Genomic DNA, 15,800 nt, shown 5'->3' with positions numbered 1-15,800 from the left:
GGCCGACCTTACCCGACCGCGCCGGAGCAGAGCCGGGTCGGCGAGCGCCGCACGGGCGCCCACGGTCAGCCGACGAGGACCTTCTCCAGCGCCTGCAGGTTCGGCTCGCAGGGGATGACCGGCGAGGACTCGTCGATCGCGGTCTGCGGGTCCTTCAGGCCGTGGCCCGTGAGCACGCAGACGATGCGCCCGGCGTCCCCCGCGCCGTGCTTGAGCAGCCCGGCGACGGACGTGGCCGAGGCCGGCTCGCAGAACACGCCCTCCTCGCGGGCGAGGAAGCGGTAGGCGTCGAGGATCTCCTCGTCCGTCACGTCGGCGACGGTCCCGCCCGAGCCGGTCATCGCCTCCATCGCCTCCTCCCACCGCGCCGGGTTGCCGATGCGGATGGCGGAGGCCACGGTCTCGGGCTCCGAGACCATCTCGCCGCGGACGAGCGGATTCGCACCACGGGCCTGGAAGCCGAGCATCGCGGGCAGGCGCACGGAGTCGTCCTCCGCCGCGAGCTCCCGGAAGCCCTTCCAGTACGCCGTGATGTTCCCGGCGTTGCCGACGGGGATGCAGAGGGCGTCGAGCTGGCCGTCGAGGTCCTCCATGACCTCGAACGCCGCGGTCTTCTGGCCCTCGATGCGGAAGTCGTTGACGGAGTTGACCAGCGCGATCGGGTGGTGCTGGGTGATCTCGCGCACGAGCCGCAGCGCCTCGTCGAAGTTCCCACGCAGCGCCACGACCTGGGCGCCGTGCATGAGCGCCTGGGCGAGCTTGCCGGCGGCGATCTTCCCGTCGGGGACGAGCACGACGCCGCGGATGCCCGCGCGGGCCGAGTAGGCGGCGAGTGCCGCGGCGGTGTTCCCGGTCGAGGCGCAGATGACGGCCTCGGCGCCCTCACGGACTGCGGCGGAGACCGCGCAGGTCATCCCCCGGTCCTTGAACGAGCCGGTCGGGTTGAGGCCCTCGTACTTCAGGTGGACCTCGGCGCCGACGCGCTCGGACAGCCGCGGGGCGAAGATCAGCGGCGTCGAACCCTCGTTGAGCGACACGATCGGGTCGCCCGGCGCGAACGGCAGGCGGTCCATGTAGCGCTCGATGAGCCCCATCCGGCGGATGGAGTCGGAGCCGGTGAGCCGGTGCGGGCCGCGGGAGCCGTCGCCGGAGCGCTCGCCTGCGGGCGGGGTCAGCAGGTCTGCGGGGAGCTCGGAGGGGCTCACGACGCGAACTCCTCGTCGATCACGCGGATCGCGCGCGGCGGCGCGGTGACGAAGTCCTTCGAGGCGATCATCTGCACGGCCCCGAAGAAGCGGGACTCGAGCACGGGATGCACCACGAGGACGAGGCGGGCGCCCGTGCCCGTGCCCTTCTGGACGACGCTCTTGACGGAGACGCCCTGCAGCCCCAGCAGCTGCGCGATCTGCGCGAGCACGCCCGGGCGGTCGGCGACCTCGACGTGGAGGTAGAAGCTCGAGGCGACGTCCTCCACGAAGCCGAGGCGGTGCTGGGTCGGCGGAGTCTGCGCCGGCGGGATCATCGCGGAGATGACGTCGCCGATCACGGCGGTGGCCGTCTGCGGGCCGCCGGCGCCGGGCCCGGAGAGCGTGATCTCCGTGATGGAGGGCGACTCGATCGTCACGGCGTTGAACGGGCCGTCGATCGACGCGAGCGGGTGGCCGGCGTAGAGGAACGCGGGGTGCACGCGCACGGCGAGCTCGTCGCCGATCCGCTCGGCGGTGCCGATCAGGCGCAGCGAGAGGCCGAGGTCGCGGGCGTACTCGATGTCCTCCGCCGTGAGGTGCGCGATGCCCTCGTAGGGGACGTCGGAGAGGTGCACCGGGGTGTCGAACGCCAGGCGGGCGAGGATCGCCATCTTCGCCGCGGCGTCCTTGCCCGTGACGTCGTCCGTCGGGTCGCTCTCGGCGTACCCGAGCTCCTGGGCGTCCTTCAGGGCCGCCTCGTACGAGGCGCCCGTCGCGGCCATCTGGGTGAGGATGTAGTTCGTCGTGCCGTTGACGATCCCGTGCAGGCGGTCGATGTGCTGGCCCGTCAGCGACTCCTGGAGCACGCGGATGATCGGCACGACGCCGGCCACCGCGGCCTCGAAGCGCAGCTGGACCTGGTTCTCGCGGGCCAGGCCCCACAGCTCCTCGCCGTGCTCGGCCAAGAGCTGCTTGTTCGCGGTGACGACGTGCTTGCCGGCGCGGATCGCCCGGACGACGTAGTCGCGGGCGGGCTCGATGCCGCCCATGACCTCGACGATGAGGTCGCTGTTCTCCAGGATCTCCTCGAAGTCGCCGCGGCTGCGCGTGAGCACCCCCGAGACCTCCGGCCGCAGGCCGGTGACGTGGGCGATCGCGTCGGCGCGCTCGGGCAACAGGGCGGCGACGGCCGAGCCGACGGTGCCGTGACCGAGCAGGCCGACGCGGAACGGGGCGGGAGCGTCCGGCGACATCGGACGCGGATCATCGCACGGCAGCGGGTGTGACGACCCGCACGAGGGGCGGGCTGGCAGGGTGGAGCCGATGCGCGCCATCCTCTCCGACCTCGACGGCACCCTCGTGGACTCCACGGACGCGGTGCTGCGCGTGTGGCACGGCTGGATGCGGGACCGGGACCTGCCCGTCACCCCGCCGGACCAGCACCCGCACGGGATCCCGGCCCGGCGGGTCGTCGAGATGCTGGCGCCGCAGCTCGATGCCGCCGAGGAGGCGCGCGAGCTCGAGCGCCGGGAGATCGCCGACCTCGACGGCGTGCGTGCCCTGCCGGGCGCCGAGGCGCTGCTGGCCGCCGCGGCGGGCCTCCCGGCTCGCGGGCTGGCCGTCCCCGTGGCCGTCGTCACCTCGTGCACCGTCCCGCTGGCCCTCGCCCGCCTGGGCGCGGCGGGCCTGCCCGAGCCGCGCACGATGGTCACCGCGGAGCGGACGACGAGGGTCAAGCCGGACCCGGACCCCTACCTGCTCGGAGCCCAGGAGCTGGGTGTCGACCCGGCGGACTGCGTGGTCCTCGAGGACGCGCCGGCCGGCATCGCCGCGGGACGCGCGGCGGGCATGCGCGTGGTCGCGGTCCGCTGCTCGCACCCCCGCGACGCGGACCTCGCCGCGGCCGACGAGATCGTCGACGACGTGGCGGCCTTCCTCCGCGCGGAGGGTCTGACCTAGGCCGCGGGCTGCGCGACGTCGCGCAGCCAGAGCTCGTCCGTCCGCTCGCGGCGGACGACCTCCCACGACCGGCCCCCGCCGACGAACACGACCGGCGGGCGCGGCACGCCGTTGTACGTGTTCGCCATGGCGTAGCCGTAGGCCCCGGTCACCGGTGTGACGAGGACGTCGCCGGACGCCGGCGCGTCGAGCACGGCGTCGCGGACGAGGACGTCGCTGGACTCGCAGTGCTTGCCCGTCACGCGGCAGTGCACGGCCCCCGCCGCCCCGTCGGTGGCGAAGCGGTCGACGATCTGCGCCTCGTAGCGGGCGTCGTAGAGCATGGGCCGCAGGTTGTCGGCCATCCCGCCGTCCACGCCGACCCAGGTCGCGACGTTGCGCTTCACGGTCTGGACGGTGTAGAGGGTCACGCCGGCGCGGCCGACGAGCGAGCGCCCCGGCTCGTCCCCGATGCGGACCCGCTCGCCGAGCAGGTCGCGCACGGCCGAGACCTTCTCCCGGGCGTACGCGTCGACGGAGGGGAGCTGCGCGGCCTGGTCCGCGGTGTAGGCGACGCCGAGACCGCCGCCGAGGTTGATCTCGTCCAGCCCGTCCATGAGCGGGACGACGGCGGCGACGGCGCGGCGGAAGACCGCGAGGTCCAGGAGCTGCGAGCCGACGTGGAAGTGCAGCCCGTCGAGCCGCAGGGCGTCGTGGTCCCGGATGCGGTCGATCGCGGTGCGCGCGTCCTGCAGCCCGAACCCGAACTTCGACTCGGCCTGCCCCGTCGAGATGCCGTCGTGCGTCTCGCCGCGCACGTCGGGGGTCACGCGCACGAGGACGGGCTGCACGCGGCCGCGCTCCCGGGCCACGCGCGCGAGCCGGTCAACCTCGTCCAGGCCGTCGAGGACGACGTGGCGGACGCCGGCCTCCACGGCCTGCGCCAGCTCGTCCTCCGACTTCGCGTTGCCGTGCACGTGGATCCGCTCGGGGGCGAAGCCGGCGTGCAGGGCGAGGGCCAGCTCGCCGCCCGACGCGACGTCGCAGCCCAGGCCCTCCTGCTCGACCACGCGCAGCACGGCGGTGCAGGGGTTCGCCTTCGACGCGAAGGAGACGTGGCTGCCGGGGGCGTGACGGTGGAACGCCTCGCGGTAGGCACGGACCTGGGCGCGCAGGTCGTCCTCGACGACGACGTACGCCGGGGTGCCGTGACGCCGCGCGATCTCGAGGGCGTCGACGCCGCCGAGGTGCAGGCGGCCGCGCTCGTCGAGGGCGCTCCCCAGGGGGTAGACGGCGAGCGGGTCGGCGGTCATGGACGCCGGATGATGCCAGGGGACCGCGGGTCAGCGACCGGAGCCCGGGCGGGCGCCGAGCACGCCGCCCAACGTGTCCCCGAGACCGCGGGTCACGCCGTCGACCACGTCGCCCACGCCGCCGACGACCCCGCCGGCCACGGTGCCGCGGCCTCCCACGGCGTTCGCCACGCCGTCGGTGACGCCGGTGACCGCGTTCGCGACGCCGGCCGTGGTGTCGCGCACCCCGGCGCCGGCCGCGGCCGCGCCGCGGCCCAGGCCGTCGGCGACCGGCCCGGGCGTGGGCGCCGGGACCGGCACGGGGACGGGGACGGGACTGGCGGGGGCTGCCGGGGTGCTGCCCCCGGGCGACGGGCTCGGCGTGCGCGCGGCGGGTGCCGGCGCGGCGACGACGGGCCTCGTGGCGGCCGCGGAACCCGACCCGGAGCCGGTGCCCGTGCTCGTGCTCTCCCGGCCCCTGCCTCCACCGGCGTTCGGTCCGGGGGTGGTGCCGGCGCCCGGGGCGGGCGCCGTGCTGGCCACCCCGGCCCGCGGCGTGGGGCCGGTCGCGGCGGCCGGCGAGCCGCCACCGGACCGCGTCGTGCGTGCGGTCCCGCGCACCGCGTCGGGGACGACGACCGCGCCGTCCGCCGTGGACGGTGCGGTCGCCGCGGGGGTCGCGGCCAGGTCCGCGTTGCCCGTGGCGACGAGGACCGCGCCGCTCGTGCGCGCGTCGCGCAGGACGATCGGGGCGTCGCTGCCGCTGCCCGGCAGGGTCACGACCCCGGTGCCCTCGAGCACGCCGGCGGCGCCGGCGGCGAGCACCACCGCCGCGACGACGGGCACGGCGCCGAGTCCGGCGCCAGGGGCGACGGATCCAAGAAGACGTGAGGGGGCCACGGGATGTGGGTCGGCAGATCGGTCCCGAAACATGAGCGACGAGCCCGAAGTTGGACGAACGTCCTAGCCCGGTCGGCTACGCGGTCGCCGGCGTGCGCGGTCCGCGCAGGCGCCACGCGACCACGAGCACGCCCGCGACCAGCATGATCAGGCTCGTGATCTGGGCCGACGTCAGGCCGAGGTCCGCGTCCGGGTTGCGCCGCCAGAACTCGACGACGAAGCGCTCCGTGCCGGCGAAGACGAGGTACAGGCCGAAGAGCGCGGCGGGCGGCAGGCGATCGCGCAGCTGCCAGAGGACGAGCGCGGCGAGCCCCATGCCCAGCGTCTCGTAGATCGGCGTGGGCTGCACGACCTCGTCCGTCGGCACGACGCCGTTGGGGTACGCCATCGCCCACGGCACGTCGGAGGGCCGGCCGTAGTCGCCGTCCCCCGAGACCTGGCAGCCGACGCGGCCGATGGCGTAGCCGAGCGCGAGGGCCGGGGCGGAAGCGTCGAGCAGCGAGAGGCTCAGCCGCCCGCGCCACCTCGCCCACAGCAGGACCGCGATGGCACCACCGAGGGCGCCGCCGTACCAGGTGAGCCCGGAGCCGCCGAAGATCGAGCCGAACCAATCGCCCGAGGCCTCGTCCCAGTTGTCGAGCAGCCAGTAGACGCGGGCGCCGACGAGTCCGCCGACGAGGGCGGCCAGGAGGGCCTCCGTGGCCTGGTCGGCGGGCCACCGCAGCTCCTTGAAGCGCCGGGCCAGGATCGCCCCGGCGCAGAGGAACGCGAGCGCGAAGCAGAGCCCGAAGGTCTTGACCGGGAGTCCCAGCAGGTCGATCTCGGGCTGCACGCGCCCCAGGCTAGCCCACGGGGCCTACAGGTAGCCCATGGGGTCGCGCGGAACCCCGCCGACGCGCGTCTCGAAGTGGATGTGCGGGCCGGTGCTGTGGCCCGTGTTGCCCGAGGCCGCGAAGACCTGCCCCTTCGAGACCTTCTGCCCCACGCTGACGCCCAGGCGCGAGTTGTGGCCGTAGCACGTCGAGAGCCCGCCGCCGTGGTCGATGCAGACGTAGTTGCCGTAGCCGCCGACCCAGCCGGCGATACGCACCGTGCCGGCGTCCGCGGCGTGCACGGGGGTGCCGACCGGCACGGCGATGTCGATGCCGGCGTGGAGCTTGCCCCAGCGGTACCCGAAGGGGGAGGTGAACTGGCCGTTGGCGGGCCACACGAGCTGACCGCTGCCCTGCTTGACCGCACCCCCGCTGGGGATCCCGGAGAGCTGGGACTGGATCTTGCTCTCCTCCTTCTCCATCGACTCGAGGCTCTCCTCGAGGTTCTGCCGCTGGGAGCGGACCGTGCGCAGGAGCTTCGTCCGCTGGGCGCGGGCGTCGCCGATCGTGCTGCGGGCGCTGACGAGGCGGCCCTTGACCTGGACGATCTCGTCGCGGCGGGCCTGGATCCGCTCCGCCGCCTCGCGCTGCGTGCGCTCGAGGCCGGACAGGCGGTCCTCCGTCTGCACCGCGTCCTTCTTCGCCGCGGAGACGGTCTTCATGACGCGCTGGTCCTGCTGGCCGATGCGGGCGAGGAACTCGCCACGCTCGATGAGGTCGGCGAAGCCGTTCGAGCTGACGACCACGGAGACCAGATCGGGCTTGTCCGCCTGGTACAGCTCGACGAGGCGGGCGGAGAGCGTGCGGCGCGCCTCCTTCAGGCGGGCGCGGAGCCGGACGAGCCGCGCCCGCTCCTCCCGCAGCTCGGACTGCGTGCGCGTGAGGACGGTCTCGCTGCGGTCGAGGTCCGCCTGGACCCCGTTCTGCCGCGTCTGGAGCTCGTCGATCCGGCCCTGGAGCCCGTTGATCTTCGTGGAGAGCGCCTGGACGTCGCCCGTCAGGACCCGCTCGCGCTTCCGGCGCGTCTCGACCTTGCTCTTCGTGGAGCCGATCTTCCCGCGCAGCTGCTCGAGCTTCTGCTGCGAGGCCGCGTCGGCCAGGGCGGGACCGCCGAGGCCTCCCCCGGGACCGACGCCGGTGGCGAGGCCGATCGTGACGAGCAGCGCGACCCCCGTCGCGGGCACGAGGCGGTGGTGGCTTTGGCGCAGGGGGCGAGGCACAGGGGTTCGACGGTACGGGGACGCGGCGCTGGGACCAAGGGGTGCAAGCCGGTTTGCGCGCAGGCCCTCCGCCGGGTTCGGGCGGGCTGTGCGCCGGGTAAATGTTGGCGCGCAGGCACCCGATGAACGCCGTTTGCGCCCTGGGGTGTGGAACGATGGACGCATGTCTCGTGGCGCCTCATTCGGCAAGGACTCCGGCCTGCAGGCCCGGATGGTCGGGACCCTCTTCGCCCTCGGGCTGCTGTACGTGGTGTTCGCGGCGATCCTGACCGCCGCCCTGAAGGGCCAGGCCGGGCTCGTGATCGTCATCTGCGGAGCGCTGCTGCTGTTCCAGCTGTTCACGGCGGACAAGCTCGCGCTGCGCTCCATGCACGCGCACAAGGTGACGCCGGACCAGGCGCCCGAGCTGCACGCCCTCATCGACCGGCTCTGCCTGCAGGCCGACCTGCCGAAGCCGAAGGTCGCCATCGCGGACGACCCGATGCCGAACGCCTTCGCCGTCGGCCGCTCGCAGAAGAACGCGACCGTCGCCGTCACCACGGGCTTGCTCGAGCTCCTGCCGCCCGCCGAGCTCGAGGGCGTCCTCGCCCATGAGCTCGCCCACGTCGCCCACCGCGACGTCCTGGTGATGACGGTCGCCAGCTTCTTCGCCTCGCTCGCCGCGATGATCGTGCAGAACGCGTTCTGGTTCGGCGGCGGCAGCAGCGACCGGGACGAGGACAGCGGCCCCGGCCTCCTCGCCGTCGTCGCCGTCGCTGCGGTCGTCTACGCGGTGAGCTTCTTCCTCCTGCGCGCCCTCTCCCGGTACCGCGAGTACGCGGCGGACCGCGGCGCCTCGCTCGTCACGGGCCGGCCCAGCGCGCTCGCCGCCGCCCTCGTGCGGATCAGCGACGGCATCGCCCGCACGCCGGACCAGGACCTGCGCGAGGTCGGCCCCGTCGCCGCCTTCTACATCCTGCCGCCGCGTGCGAAGAAGGCCGCCAGCGCCCTCTTCTCCACGCACCCGCCGATGGAGAAGCGGATCGCCGCCCTCCAGCGCATCGAGGCCCAGCTCCAGCTCGGCCGGACGGCCTGATCGTGGGCTTCCTCGACACGCTCTTCGGGCGCCGCGAGACGGTCAAGCAGGTCCGCCCGGACCGGCTGTTCGCCCTGACGACCGCCGCGCTCGACCTCGAGACGGCCCACGGGCTCGTCACGACGGGCGAGGCCGCCATCGTCTTCCAGCCCCTCGCGACGGGGGACTTCACGCAGATCGCCGAGGACTCCGAGGCCGTCCTGCGGGGCACCGGGGAGGACTCGGGCACGACGGTCGTCCGCCGCGACGACGAGTTCGGCTATCGCTGGATGGTCCTGCAGGACCCTGACGTCGACGATCAGGTCGTGGGCGTCAACGCCGTCATGGAGTCGCTGCAGGCCGGCGGCTACGCGGATCGCGTGCTGTGCGCCGTCTTCGCGCTCCGCGGCACCGAGGGGCAGACGGTGCACCTCGTGTACCTCGCGAAGCGCGGCACCTGGTACCCGTTCGTGCCGCAGCCGGGCACGGCGAAGGAGCGCAACCGCGAGCGCGAGATGCAGCTGCGGGCGATCCTCGACCCGCTCATGCCGATCGAGCCGGCGCTCGACCGGTGGTACCCCCTCTGGGGCGCCCCGCTCGGCGGCTCCTGAGCCACGAGCGCTGCCCCGCACGGGGCGCGTCGCCCGCCGCACGACGGGGCGCGGAGGCCGCGGCCTCCGACGGGCCGGCGGCCGGCCCGGATCGCGGGCCGGCGCACCGCCGGCCCGCGCGGGTGACCCCTCCGGCCCTCAGGCCTCGGCGGGGTCGGGGACGAGCCCCTCGCCCGTGAACTCCCGGCCGGCTTCCTCGAACGAGAAGTCGTCGGCCGGGATCAGGACGTCGCTGCCGATGAGCTCGTCCTCCGCCAGGGGCGTGCCGTGCTGGCGCACGAACGCCAGCAGCGCCGCGAAGCCCTGCAGGTACGCCTGCTCGTCGCCCGCGTCGACGGCCGCCACGACCGCGTCGTCGAGGTCGTTCAGCGCGGGGTGCTGCGCGTCGTCCAGACGGTACTGCTGATCGTTGAAGATCCGGACGATCACGCGCCCTTCTCCTCGCCCTGTGGCACCTGCGTCCCCGCGGTGCCCGGCGTCGTCCCCGTGCCACCGGGCTCGCCGGGGCCGAGCTCCGCCGCCGGGGCGCTGCCCTGGCCGAGCTCGGCCTTCATGCGCTCGAGCTCCGAATCGACCTGCGAGCCGCTCGTGAGCGCCTCGAGCTGACGGTCGATGTCGTCCTTGCCCGAGCCGAGCTCCATCATGTCGCCGAAGGTGCCGGCCTCCTCGAGCTCGGCGACGGCGTCCGCGCGAGCGCGCATGTTCTCCGTCTTGTCCGTGGCGCGCTGCATCGCCATGCCGACCTCGGCCATGGACTCGCCCACGCCGCTGGCGGCCTCGGAGATCCGCACCTGGGCCTCGGCAGCGCTGTACTGCGCCTTGATGACCTCCTTCTTGGTGCGGAACTGCTCGATCTTCGTGCGCAGCTTCGCCTCGGAGTCGATGAGGGCCTGCTGCTGCTTCTCGAGGTCCTGGATCTGACCGTCGAGGCCCTGCAGCTCGTTCTGGATCAACGTCTTGCGCTCGAGCGCGACGCGGGCCAGGTCCTCGTTGCCGGACGCGAGCGCCTGGCGGGCCTGCGTGTCGAGCTTGACGATGGACTGCTGCTGCTTGTCCGTCTGGAGCTGGAGGCGCTTCTTCGCGGTGACGACGTCCGCGATGCCCTTCTTGACGTTCTGGAGGTTCTCCAGCTGCTTCTGGTAGCTGTAGTCGAGCGTCTCGCCCGGGTCCTCAGCCTTGTCCAGAACGCGGGACAGCTTCGCTTTGATGGTGGTGGACATGCGGCCGCCGAGACCCATGTGGTGCTCCCTTGTGGCGTTGCAGAAAGAGGTCCGCGTCAGCCTATCGGTCCTGGCTCAAGCGGCCGTGAAGGCCTGGGTGCCAGGCCGGAGCAGACCCCAAAACGACGAGAGGCGCCGCGATGCGGCGCCTCTTCGGCGGGGCCGGCGCGCGGAGCGCCGGACGGGGTCCTGTGCGGTCTAGAGACCCGCGGGGTGCGTGGCGACGAAGTCCGTCGCGTCCGTGCGGTTGTCCGGGCGCCACTGCGGGCCGCGGATGCCGCTCGGGTCCTTCGCCGTCGACGTGTCGAGGCGGAGACCGGCGATGACGGCGTAGGCGTGGCCGCTGTTGCCGTAGACGGAGATCCACTGGCCCTCGCCGGCGAGGCCGGCCTTCCAGTTGCCGTCGAACTCGTAGGAGGAGAGCGGGGCGTCGAGGAGCTTCGCGGCGATGAGCGCGTAGGAGACGGTGCCGGAGCAGTCGTACCCGGAGTCCTCGACGCGGGCGTGTCCGCCGCCCCACTTGTAGGGCTTGCCGACGATCTTGTTCGCGGCGACGATCGCGGCCTGGACCGGGGCCGGGGCCTGAAGCGGCACGCGGGCGAAGTACGCGGTGCGGCCGTCGGTCGTGGTGCCCTTGTACCGCTTGGCGCGGATCCCGTTCGTGGTGCGCATCCCGTCGGGGATGGCCACGGCGCCCGGGGCCGGAGCGGCCGGGGTGGCGGGAGCCGGCGTGGTCGCCGCGGGGGTGGCGGTGAGGCCGCCGGAACGCGGGGTGGCGGCTGAAGCGGCTGATCCGGCACCGGCGAACCCGGCGAGGACGACCGCAGACAACGCTATGGCTCGTGAAGTCGAACGCACTGAACTGCTCTCTTTCGTCGGCCTACGGGGTTAGCTGACGGGCTAGCGCAGAAAGAGACAGCGCTTCCGCCGGAGTCCGGCGAATTAGCCCCAAGAACACGTGGTTCCCCCGCCCGCCGGGAACGACCCCGGCGATTCGGCTTCGCGCACAGTAGCAGGACTACCGCAAGAGGTCACCCAACCCTGCAAGGTCGGCTGCAGGCCGGAGGGTCCCCCGGGGCGAGGTGCACGCGCGTGTTGTGCGCCGCCGGGGCGGGTGTCGGACGGGCGCGAACCGGCGCCCGTGCGGGTAGCGTTGCCCGCGATGGTCTCCTACCCGCCTCTCCGCCGCCGCATTCCGGGAATCGCCCTCCCCCTCGCGGCCGGGGCCCTGGCGCTGGCGGGCTGTGGCGGCGGCGACGCGTCGCCCTCGCCCTTCACCACGCCCGCGGGCGAGTCGAAGGCGACGTCCGACGTGGGCATCCCGCTCGTCGCGACCCGGGACACCACGCGCACCGCCACGGACGACCCCGTCGTGGCCGCCGCCGCGGTGGCCCGGGCGGCGTTCCCGGGCGGCGCGCCGTCGAACCAGGCGAAGGCCGTGACGATCGTCGACCGCCGTGACTGGCGCAGCGCGCTCGCCGCGACGGCGCTCGTCGCCCCGCCGATCGGCGCGCCCGTGCTCTTCGGCGACGGCGCGAAGCTCCCCGAGGCGACGACGCAGGCGATCGGCGCGCTGCGGCCGACGGGCAGCGAGGCCGCCGGCGGGGCGCAGGCGATCCGGGTCGGCGACGTCGGGCGCCCGCCCGGGCTGCGCACCACGGACATCGCGGGGGCCGACCCGTACGAGACGGCACGGGCGATCGACCGCTTCACGACCGCGGTGCGCAACCGCGTGAGCCCGCGCGTGCTCGTGGTCAGCGCGGACAACCCCGAGTTCGCCGCGCCCGCCGCCGCCTGGCTGGCGAAGAGCGGCGACCCCGTCGCGTTCGTCACGAAGACCGGGATCCCGCCCGCCACGGCACGGCAGCTCGCCGCCCACCCCAAGGCGACGCTCTACGTGCTCGGCCCCAGCGCCGTGGTGCCGCCCGCGGTGACGAAGAAGCTCCGCGCGTACGGGACCGTCCGTCGCGTCGGCGGCCTGACCCCCGTCTCCAACGCGGTCGGATTCGCGCGCTACGACGACGGTGACTTCGGCTGGAACGTGAACACCCCGGGCCACGGGTTCACCGTCGCCCGGACCACGGACGTGCTCGGCGCGATCTCGCTGGCACCGCTGTCGACGTCCGGCCTGCACGGGCCGCTGCTGCTCCTGGACGACGCGGCCCGCATGCCGACCGAGGTCCGCGACTACCTCCTGGACATCCAGCCCGGGTTCTACGCCGATGACCCCGACCGCGACGCGACGCAGGCCGGCGGCTACAACCGCGCCTGGCTCACCGGGGACGGGACCGCCATCACCCCGAACCTGCAGGCACAGCTCGACGCGCTTCTCGAGATCGCCCCGGTCAGCACGGAGGCCAACCCGACGGCGTCCAGCGTGCCGTCGACGGGCACCGCCCCGGCGCCGCCGGCGGGCACGAGCACCACGGGACGCGGCACGGGCACCACCGGCACCGGTGCGTCGGGCGCCCCCACGCCCGCCCCCTGACCGGCCGCTCCCGGACCCCGTCGACGGTCGCCCGCAGGCGGCCGCCGTCCCGGCGCGGTACAACAGACGCATGAGCGAAGCGCAGAGCCCGGCCGAACGCGACCTCGGCACCCGCGTCACCATCGACGACCTCCGCGAGCTCACGGGCGCGGCGACGCCGCACTTCGCCCAGCAGATCCGCAACCGCGTGGCCCGCCTCATCGACGGCCTGCCCGCGGATGACCCGGTCCGCCGCGTGGGCGAGGCCGAGATCCGGCGCCTCACCGCGCTCGGCCGTTCCGGTGAGGTCCGCGGGGGTTCCGCGCAGCCCGGCATGCCCGGACTGCCCTCCACCGCCCTCCCCAAGGGCTGAGCCGGGGCGACGTCCCCATGCCTCCCGCCGTCGCGCCGCCCACCCCCGGCCCCGCGCTGTGGGAGGCCGTCGCCGGCCTCGCGCTGCGGGTCGACGACGTGGCGCTCGACATCCTCGAGCGCGAGACGCCGGCGTTCACGCGTCGCACGACCGTCGTGCGGCTCCGCGCCGACGGGCGGGAGGGCGTGGGAGAGGACGTCACCTACGACCCCGAGGCCCACCCGGCACTCCTGGCCTGGGACGGGCTCCCGGACCTGCGCGGAGAGTGGACGATCGCGTCCTTCTCCGCCGCGCTCGACGGGGTCTCGCTGTTCCCGTCCGTGCCCGTGCACGCGGTGGACGAGCGCTACCGCCGGTGGGCGTTCGAGTCCGCCGCCCTCGACCTCGCCCTGCGGCAGGCAGGCCTCGCGTGGGACGCGGCCCTCGGCCGGACGGTCCGGCCGCTGACGTTCGTCTCCAGCCGCGGCGTCGGCGACCCGCCCGACCCCGCGACGGTCGAGGACCTGCGGCGCCGCTCGCCCGGGCTGGGGATGAAGCTCGACCTCGGGCTCGCCTGGGACGCGTCGTCCGCCCGAGCGCTGCAGGCGACGGGCGCGGTGCGCATCGTCGACCTCAAGGGCCTCTACCGCGGAACCCCGGTCGACACCCCCGTCGACGCTGCGGTCTACGCGATGCTGCTCGAGGCCCTGCCGGACGCGCTGTTCGAGGACCCGGGCGTGACGGACGAGACGCGCGGGGTCCTCGCCCCGCACGAGGCCCGGCTGACGTGGGACGTGCCGCTGCACGACGTCGCCGACCTCGACGCGCTGCCCTTCGCCCCGCGGATCGTGAACCTCAAGCCGTCCCGGATCGGCAGCATCCGCGAGCTCTCGGCGCTGTACGAGGCCTGCCGCGCGCGGGGCATCGGTGCGTACTCGGGCGGCCAGACCGAGCTGGGGCCCGGACGCGGCCAGGCGCAGCTGCTGGCCGCGACCTTCCACCCCGACGGACCGAACGACCTCGCGCCGACGGTGTTCAACGACGTCGAGCTTCCCGCCGACCTGCCGGCCTACCCCCTCCCGCTCCGCCCGGCACCCACGGGGTTCCGCCTCGCGGCCGGCGGCTGAGACGTCCCGCGTACAGCTCCACCCCCGCTTTTCCGACGGCCGGTAGGGTCCTGCCCTCCCACCCCCGAACAGCGAACCCTGGAGCCCCAGAACCCATGTCTGAGACCGTCGCCGTCGCCGGATCCGGCACCATCGCCACCGGCATCGCGGTCACCGCCGCCCGCACCGGAAGCGTCATCCTCCTCGCGCGTTCGGAGGAGAGCGTCGCCCGGGCCCAGAAGGCGATCGACAAGCAGGCCGGCAAGCTGGGGGTCGACGTCGCCGGCGTCACCGTCACGACCGACGTCGAGGCCGTCCGCGATGCGTCCTACGTCATCGAGGCGGTCTCCGAGGACCACGCCACGAAGGCCGAGGTCTTCGCCAAGCTCGAGGCCGTCCTCTCCCCGGGGGCGATCCTGGCGACCACGACGTCCTCCCTGTCGATCGAGAAGCTCGCCGAGGCGTCCGGGATCCACGAGCGGTTCGTCGGCCTCCACGTCTTCAACCCCGTCACGAAGATGGAGCTCATCGAGCTGATCTTCCCCGCCGCGGCGAGCGAGGACACGAAGGAGCGCTCCCGTGCGCTGGCGGTCGCCTGGGAGAAGACGGCGGTCGAGATCCCCGACGTCCCGGGTTTCGTCGTCAACAAGCTGCTGTTCCCGTTCCTCTTCAGCGCCGTCGAGCTCAAGGAGCAGACCGGCCTGTCGGCGAAGGACGTCGACACCTGCATGCAGCTCGGCGCGGGCCAGCCCATGGGGCCGTTCGCGCTCCTCGATTTCGTCGGCCTCGACGTCTCGAAGGCGATCGGCGAGACCATCGGCGCCCCGATCCCCGCCGAGGTCGACCGGCTCATCGCCGAGGGCAAGCTCGGCCGCAAGTCCGGCGAGGGCTTCCTCGACTGGAGCCGCTGAGGCTCCCGGCCGGCGCTCCGGCGCCGGCCCCGTCGTCGGGGCGCGGCGCTGCCCCTCGCCGCACCGCACCCAACAAACAAATGACCCCGAAGAGCAAGCTCCTCGGGGTCATCCGTGCGTGTGTGTGGTGGTTGGGGCGACGAATCGCCCCTCCCGTATGTTGGTACGGCGCCGTCCCGGGCACCGCACCATGTTGTCCCGTCCAGCCGCACCAGGATCGGCTCGGACAAGGACATATTCGCCGATACGTCACTTCCGGTTGCCGCTGGAGTGACCATTTGGGCCAGATCCGTGACGAGTCTTAGGTTTCGGTCATCAGAGTGACCCGAACGGGCCAATTCGACCGAAATCCGTCACTGCAGCTCGTCGACGCGCTCAGCGAGCTCCGTGTCGTTCTCCGTCACGCCGCCGGCGCTGTGCGTGACGAGTCGGAGCCGCACGTGGTTGAGGTCGTGGAGCGCGATGTCGGGGTGGTGCCCCTGCGCCTCGGCGAGCCCGGCGACCGCCGTGACGAAGCTCACCGCCGCCGAGAAGTCGGCGAACACGCGGTCGCGCTCGAGTCCGCCGTCGCGGAGCTCCCACTCGCGGCCCTCGAGCCACGTCCGGAGCCGTCCGTCTTCGATCAGGTCTGCCATAGCGAGGGATAGTGGAGCACGCGCACCGCCACCGC

General features: G+C 73.8%; 17 protein-coding genes and 1 riboswitch. Of the genes, 7 read left to right on the top strand and 10 right to left on the bottom strand.

All coding sequences use genetic code 11. The annotated features are described in order from the left end of the window. Positions 1–65: 65 nt before the first annotated feature. Together thrC and F593_RS0104800 are read right to left on the bottom strand one after the other, a co-directional pair. Positions 66–1,094 carry a threonine synthase gene (gene thrC / locus F593_RS0104805; protein ID WP_033206069.1) on the bottom strand — a complete coding sequence of 343 codons (1,029 nt, stop codon included), beginning with the start codon at positions 1,092–1,094 and terminating at the stop codon, positions 66–68. A 107-nt stretch (positions 1,095–1,201) separates the two neighbouring features. Then, the gene (locus tag F593_RS0104800; RefSeq protein ID WP_022927622.1) at positions 1,202–2,440 is read right to left on the bottom strand and encodes a homoserine dehydrogenase; all 1,239 of its coding nucleotides are present in this window, start codon (positions 2,438–2,440) and stop codon (positions 1,202–1,204) included. 70 nt (positions 2,441–2,510) lie between these two features. Between F593_RS0104800 and F593_RS0104795 the strand changes: the two genes are divergently transcribed. Further along, entirely contained in the window at positions 2,511–3,146 is a 636-nt protein-coding gene (locus tag F593_RS0104795; RefSeq protein ID WP_022927621.1) for an HAD-IA family hydrolase, read from the top strand. Here the strand turns inward: F593_RS0104795 and lysA are convergent. The 4 genes from lysA to F593_RS30535 form a co-directional block, all read right to left on the bottom strand. Continuing rightward, complete coding sequence (gene lysA, locus F593_RS0104790) at positions 3,143–4,438, bottom strand: diaminopimelate decarboxylase (RefSeq protein ID WP_022927620.1); 1,296 nt, start codon at positions 4,436–4,438, stop codon at positions 3,143–3,145. The genes F593_RS0104795 and lysA overlap by 4 nt on opposite strands. A gap of 30 nt (positions 4,439–4,468) precedes the next feature. Next, positions 4,469–5,317: a hypothetical protein gene (locus F593_RS31040; protein ID WP_157251575.1), complete on the bottom strand. Its 849-nt coding sequence runs from the start codon at positions 5,315–5,317 to the stop codon at positions 4,469–4,471. Between the two features lie 76 nt (positions 5,318–5,393). Further along, a complete protein-coding gene (locus tag F593_RS0104780) occupies positions 5,394–6,149 on the bottom strand; it encodes a prolipoprotein diacylglyceryl transferase (protein ID WP_022927618.1) in 756 nt (251 codons plus the stop codon). A 24-nt stretch (positions 6,150–6,173) separates the two neighbouring features. Continuing rightward, positions 6,174–7,409, bottom strand: coding sequence for a murein hydrolase activator EnvC family protein (locus F593_RS30535; protein ID WP_211216153.1), 1,236 nt, complete (start codon positions 7,407–7,409; stop codon positions 6,174–6,176). A 163-nt stretch (positions 7,410–7,572) separates the two neighbouring features. On the opposite strand from F593_RS30535, the gene htpX reads away from it, so the two are divergent. Together htpX and pspAB are read left to right on the top strand one after the other, a co-directional pair. Then, positions 7,573–8,484, top strand: a complete 912-nt coding sequence (gene htpX, locus F593_RS0104770) for a zinc metalloprotease HtpX (RefSeq protein ID WP_022927616.1) — start codon at positions 7,573–7,575, stop codon at positions 8,482–8,484. A gap of 2 nt (positions 8,485–8,486) precedes the next feature. Further along, positions 8,487–9,074: a PspA-associated protein PspAB gene (gene pspAB / locus F593_RS0104765; RefSeq protein WP_022927615.1), complete on the top strand. Its 588-nt coding sequence runs from the start codon at positions 8,487–8,489 to the stop codon at positions 9,072–9,074. Between the two features lie 138 nt (positions 9,075–9,212). Here the strand turns inward: pspAB and pspAA are convergent, their stop codons facing one another. From pspAA to F593_RS22510, 3 genes are all read right to left on the bottom strand, one after another. Then, complete coding sequence (gene pspAA / locus F593_RS0104760) at positions 9,213–9,503, bottom strand: PspA-associated protein PspAA (RefSeq protein WP_022927614.1); 291 nt, start codon at positions 9,501–9,503, stop codon at positions 9,213–9,215. Continuing rightward, positions 9,500–10,312, bottom strand: a complete 813-nt coding sequence (locus tag F593_RS22515; protein ID WP_022927613.1) for a PspA/IM30 family protein — start codon at positions 10,310–10,312, stop codon at positions 9,500–9,502. Before F593_RS22515 ends, pspAA begins: the two co-directional genes overlap by 4 nt. Positions 10,313–10,492: 180 nt before the next feature. Beyond that, positions 10,493–11,125: an NlpC/P60 family protein gene (locus F593_RS22510; protein ID WP_169449151.1), complete on the bottom strand. Its 633-nt coding sequence runs from the start codon at positions 11,123–11,125 to the stop codon at positions 10,493–10,495. Positions 11,126–11,156: 31 nt separating this feature from the next. Continuing rightward, positions 11,157–11,304: riboswitch (cyclic di-AMP (ydaO/yuaA leader) on the bottom strand. 152 nt (positions 11,305–11,456) lie between these two features. On the opposite strand from F593_RS22510, the gene F593_RS22505 reads away from it, so the two are divergent. From F593_RS22505 to F593_RS0104730, 4 genes are all read left to right on the top strand, one after another. Next, a complete protein-coding gene (locus F593_RS22505) occupies positions 11,457–12,782 on the top strand; it encodes a cell wall-binding repeat-containing protein (RefSeq protein ID WP_051160434.1) in 1,326 nt (441 codons plus the stop codon). 70 nt (positions 12,783–12,852) lie between these two features. Next, on the top strand, positions 12,853–13,134 hold the full coding sequence (locus F593_RS0104740; protein WP_022927610.1) for a hypothetical protein: 282 nt from the start codon (positions 12,853–12,855) through the stop codon (positions 13,132–13,134). 17 nt (positions 13,135–13,151) lie between these two features. After that, a complete protein-coding gene (locus F593_RS0104735; RefSeq protein WP_022927609.1) occupies positions 13,152–14,240 on the top strand; it encodes a hypothetical protein in 1,089 nt (362 codons plus the stop codon). 95 nt (positions 14,241–14,335) lie between these two features. Continuing rightward, positions 14,336–15,130: a 3-hydroxyacyl-CoA dehydrogenase family protein gene (locus tag F593_RS0104730; protein ID WP_022927608.1), complete on the top strand. Its 795-nt coding sequence runs from the start codon at positions 14,336–14,338 to the stop codon at positions 15,128–15,130. A gap of 353 nt (positions 15,131–15,483) precedes the next feature. Here the strand turns inward: F593_RS0104730 and F593_RS0104725 are convergent, their stop codons facing one another. Beyond that, positions 15,484–15,765, bottom strand: a complete 282-nt coding sequence (locus F593_RS0104725) for a 4a-hydroxytetrahydrobiopterin dehydratase (RefSeq protein ID WP_022927607.1) — start codon at positions 15,763–15,765, stop codon at positions 15,484–15,486. Positions 15,766–15,800: the final 35 nt, after the last annotated feature.

It is taken from the genome of Patulibacter americanus DSM 16676 (genome assembly GCF_000420025.1).
GTDB classification, from domain to species: domain Bacteria; phylum Actinomycetota; class Thermoleophilia; order Solirubrobacterales; family Solirubrobacteraceae; genus Patulibacter; species Patulibacter americanus.
Note: the sequence above shows the minus strand (reverse complement) of the source record. Positions and strands in the feature narration are given on the sequence as shown.

Coding starts and splice junctions, on each gene's coding strand:
- F593_RS0104795 (WP_022927621.1), top strand. CDS start 2,511: ATGCGCGCCATCCTCTCCGACCTCGACGGCACCCTCGTGGACTCCACG.
- F593_RS0104800 (WP_022927622.1), bottom strand. CDS start 2,440: ATGTCGCCGGACGCTCCCGCCCCGTTCCGCGTCGGCCTGCTCGGTCAC.
- thrC (WP_033206069.1), bottom strand. CDS start 1,094: ATGGGGCTCATCGAGCGCTACATGGACCGCCTGCCGTTCGCGCCGGGC.
- F593_RS0104725 (WP_022927607.1), bottom strand. CDS start 15,765: ATGGCAGACCTGATCGAAGACGGACGGCTCCGGACGTGGCTCGAGGGC.
- F593_RS0104730 (WP_022927608.1), top strand. CDS start 14,336: ATGTCTGAGACCGTCGCCGTCGCCGGATCCGGCACCATCGCCACCGGC.
- F593_RS0104735 (WP_022927609.1), top strand. CDS start 13,152: ATGCCTCCCGCCGTCGCGCCGCCCACCCCCGGCCCCGCGCTGTGGGAG.
- htpX (WP_022927616.1), top strand. CDS start 7,573: ATGTCTCGTGGCGCCTCATTCGGCAAGGACTCCGGCCTGCAGGCCCGG.
- F593_RS22515 (WP_022927613.1), bottom strand. CDS start 10,312: ATGGGTCTCGGCGGCCGCATGTCCACCACCATCAAAGCGAAGCTGTCC.
- F593_RS0104740 (WP_022927610.1), top strand. CDS start 12,853: ATGAGCGAAGCGCAGAGCCCGGCCGAACGCGACCTCGGCACCCGCGTC.
- F593_RS22505 (WP_051160434.1), top strand. CDS start 11,457: ATGGTCTCCTACCCGCCTCTCCGCCGCCGCATTCCGGGAATCGCCCTC.
- lysA (WP_022927620.1), bottom strand. CDS start 4,438: ATGACCGCCGACCCGCTCGCCGTCTACCCCCTGGGGAGCGCCCTCGAC.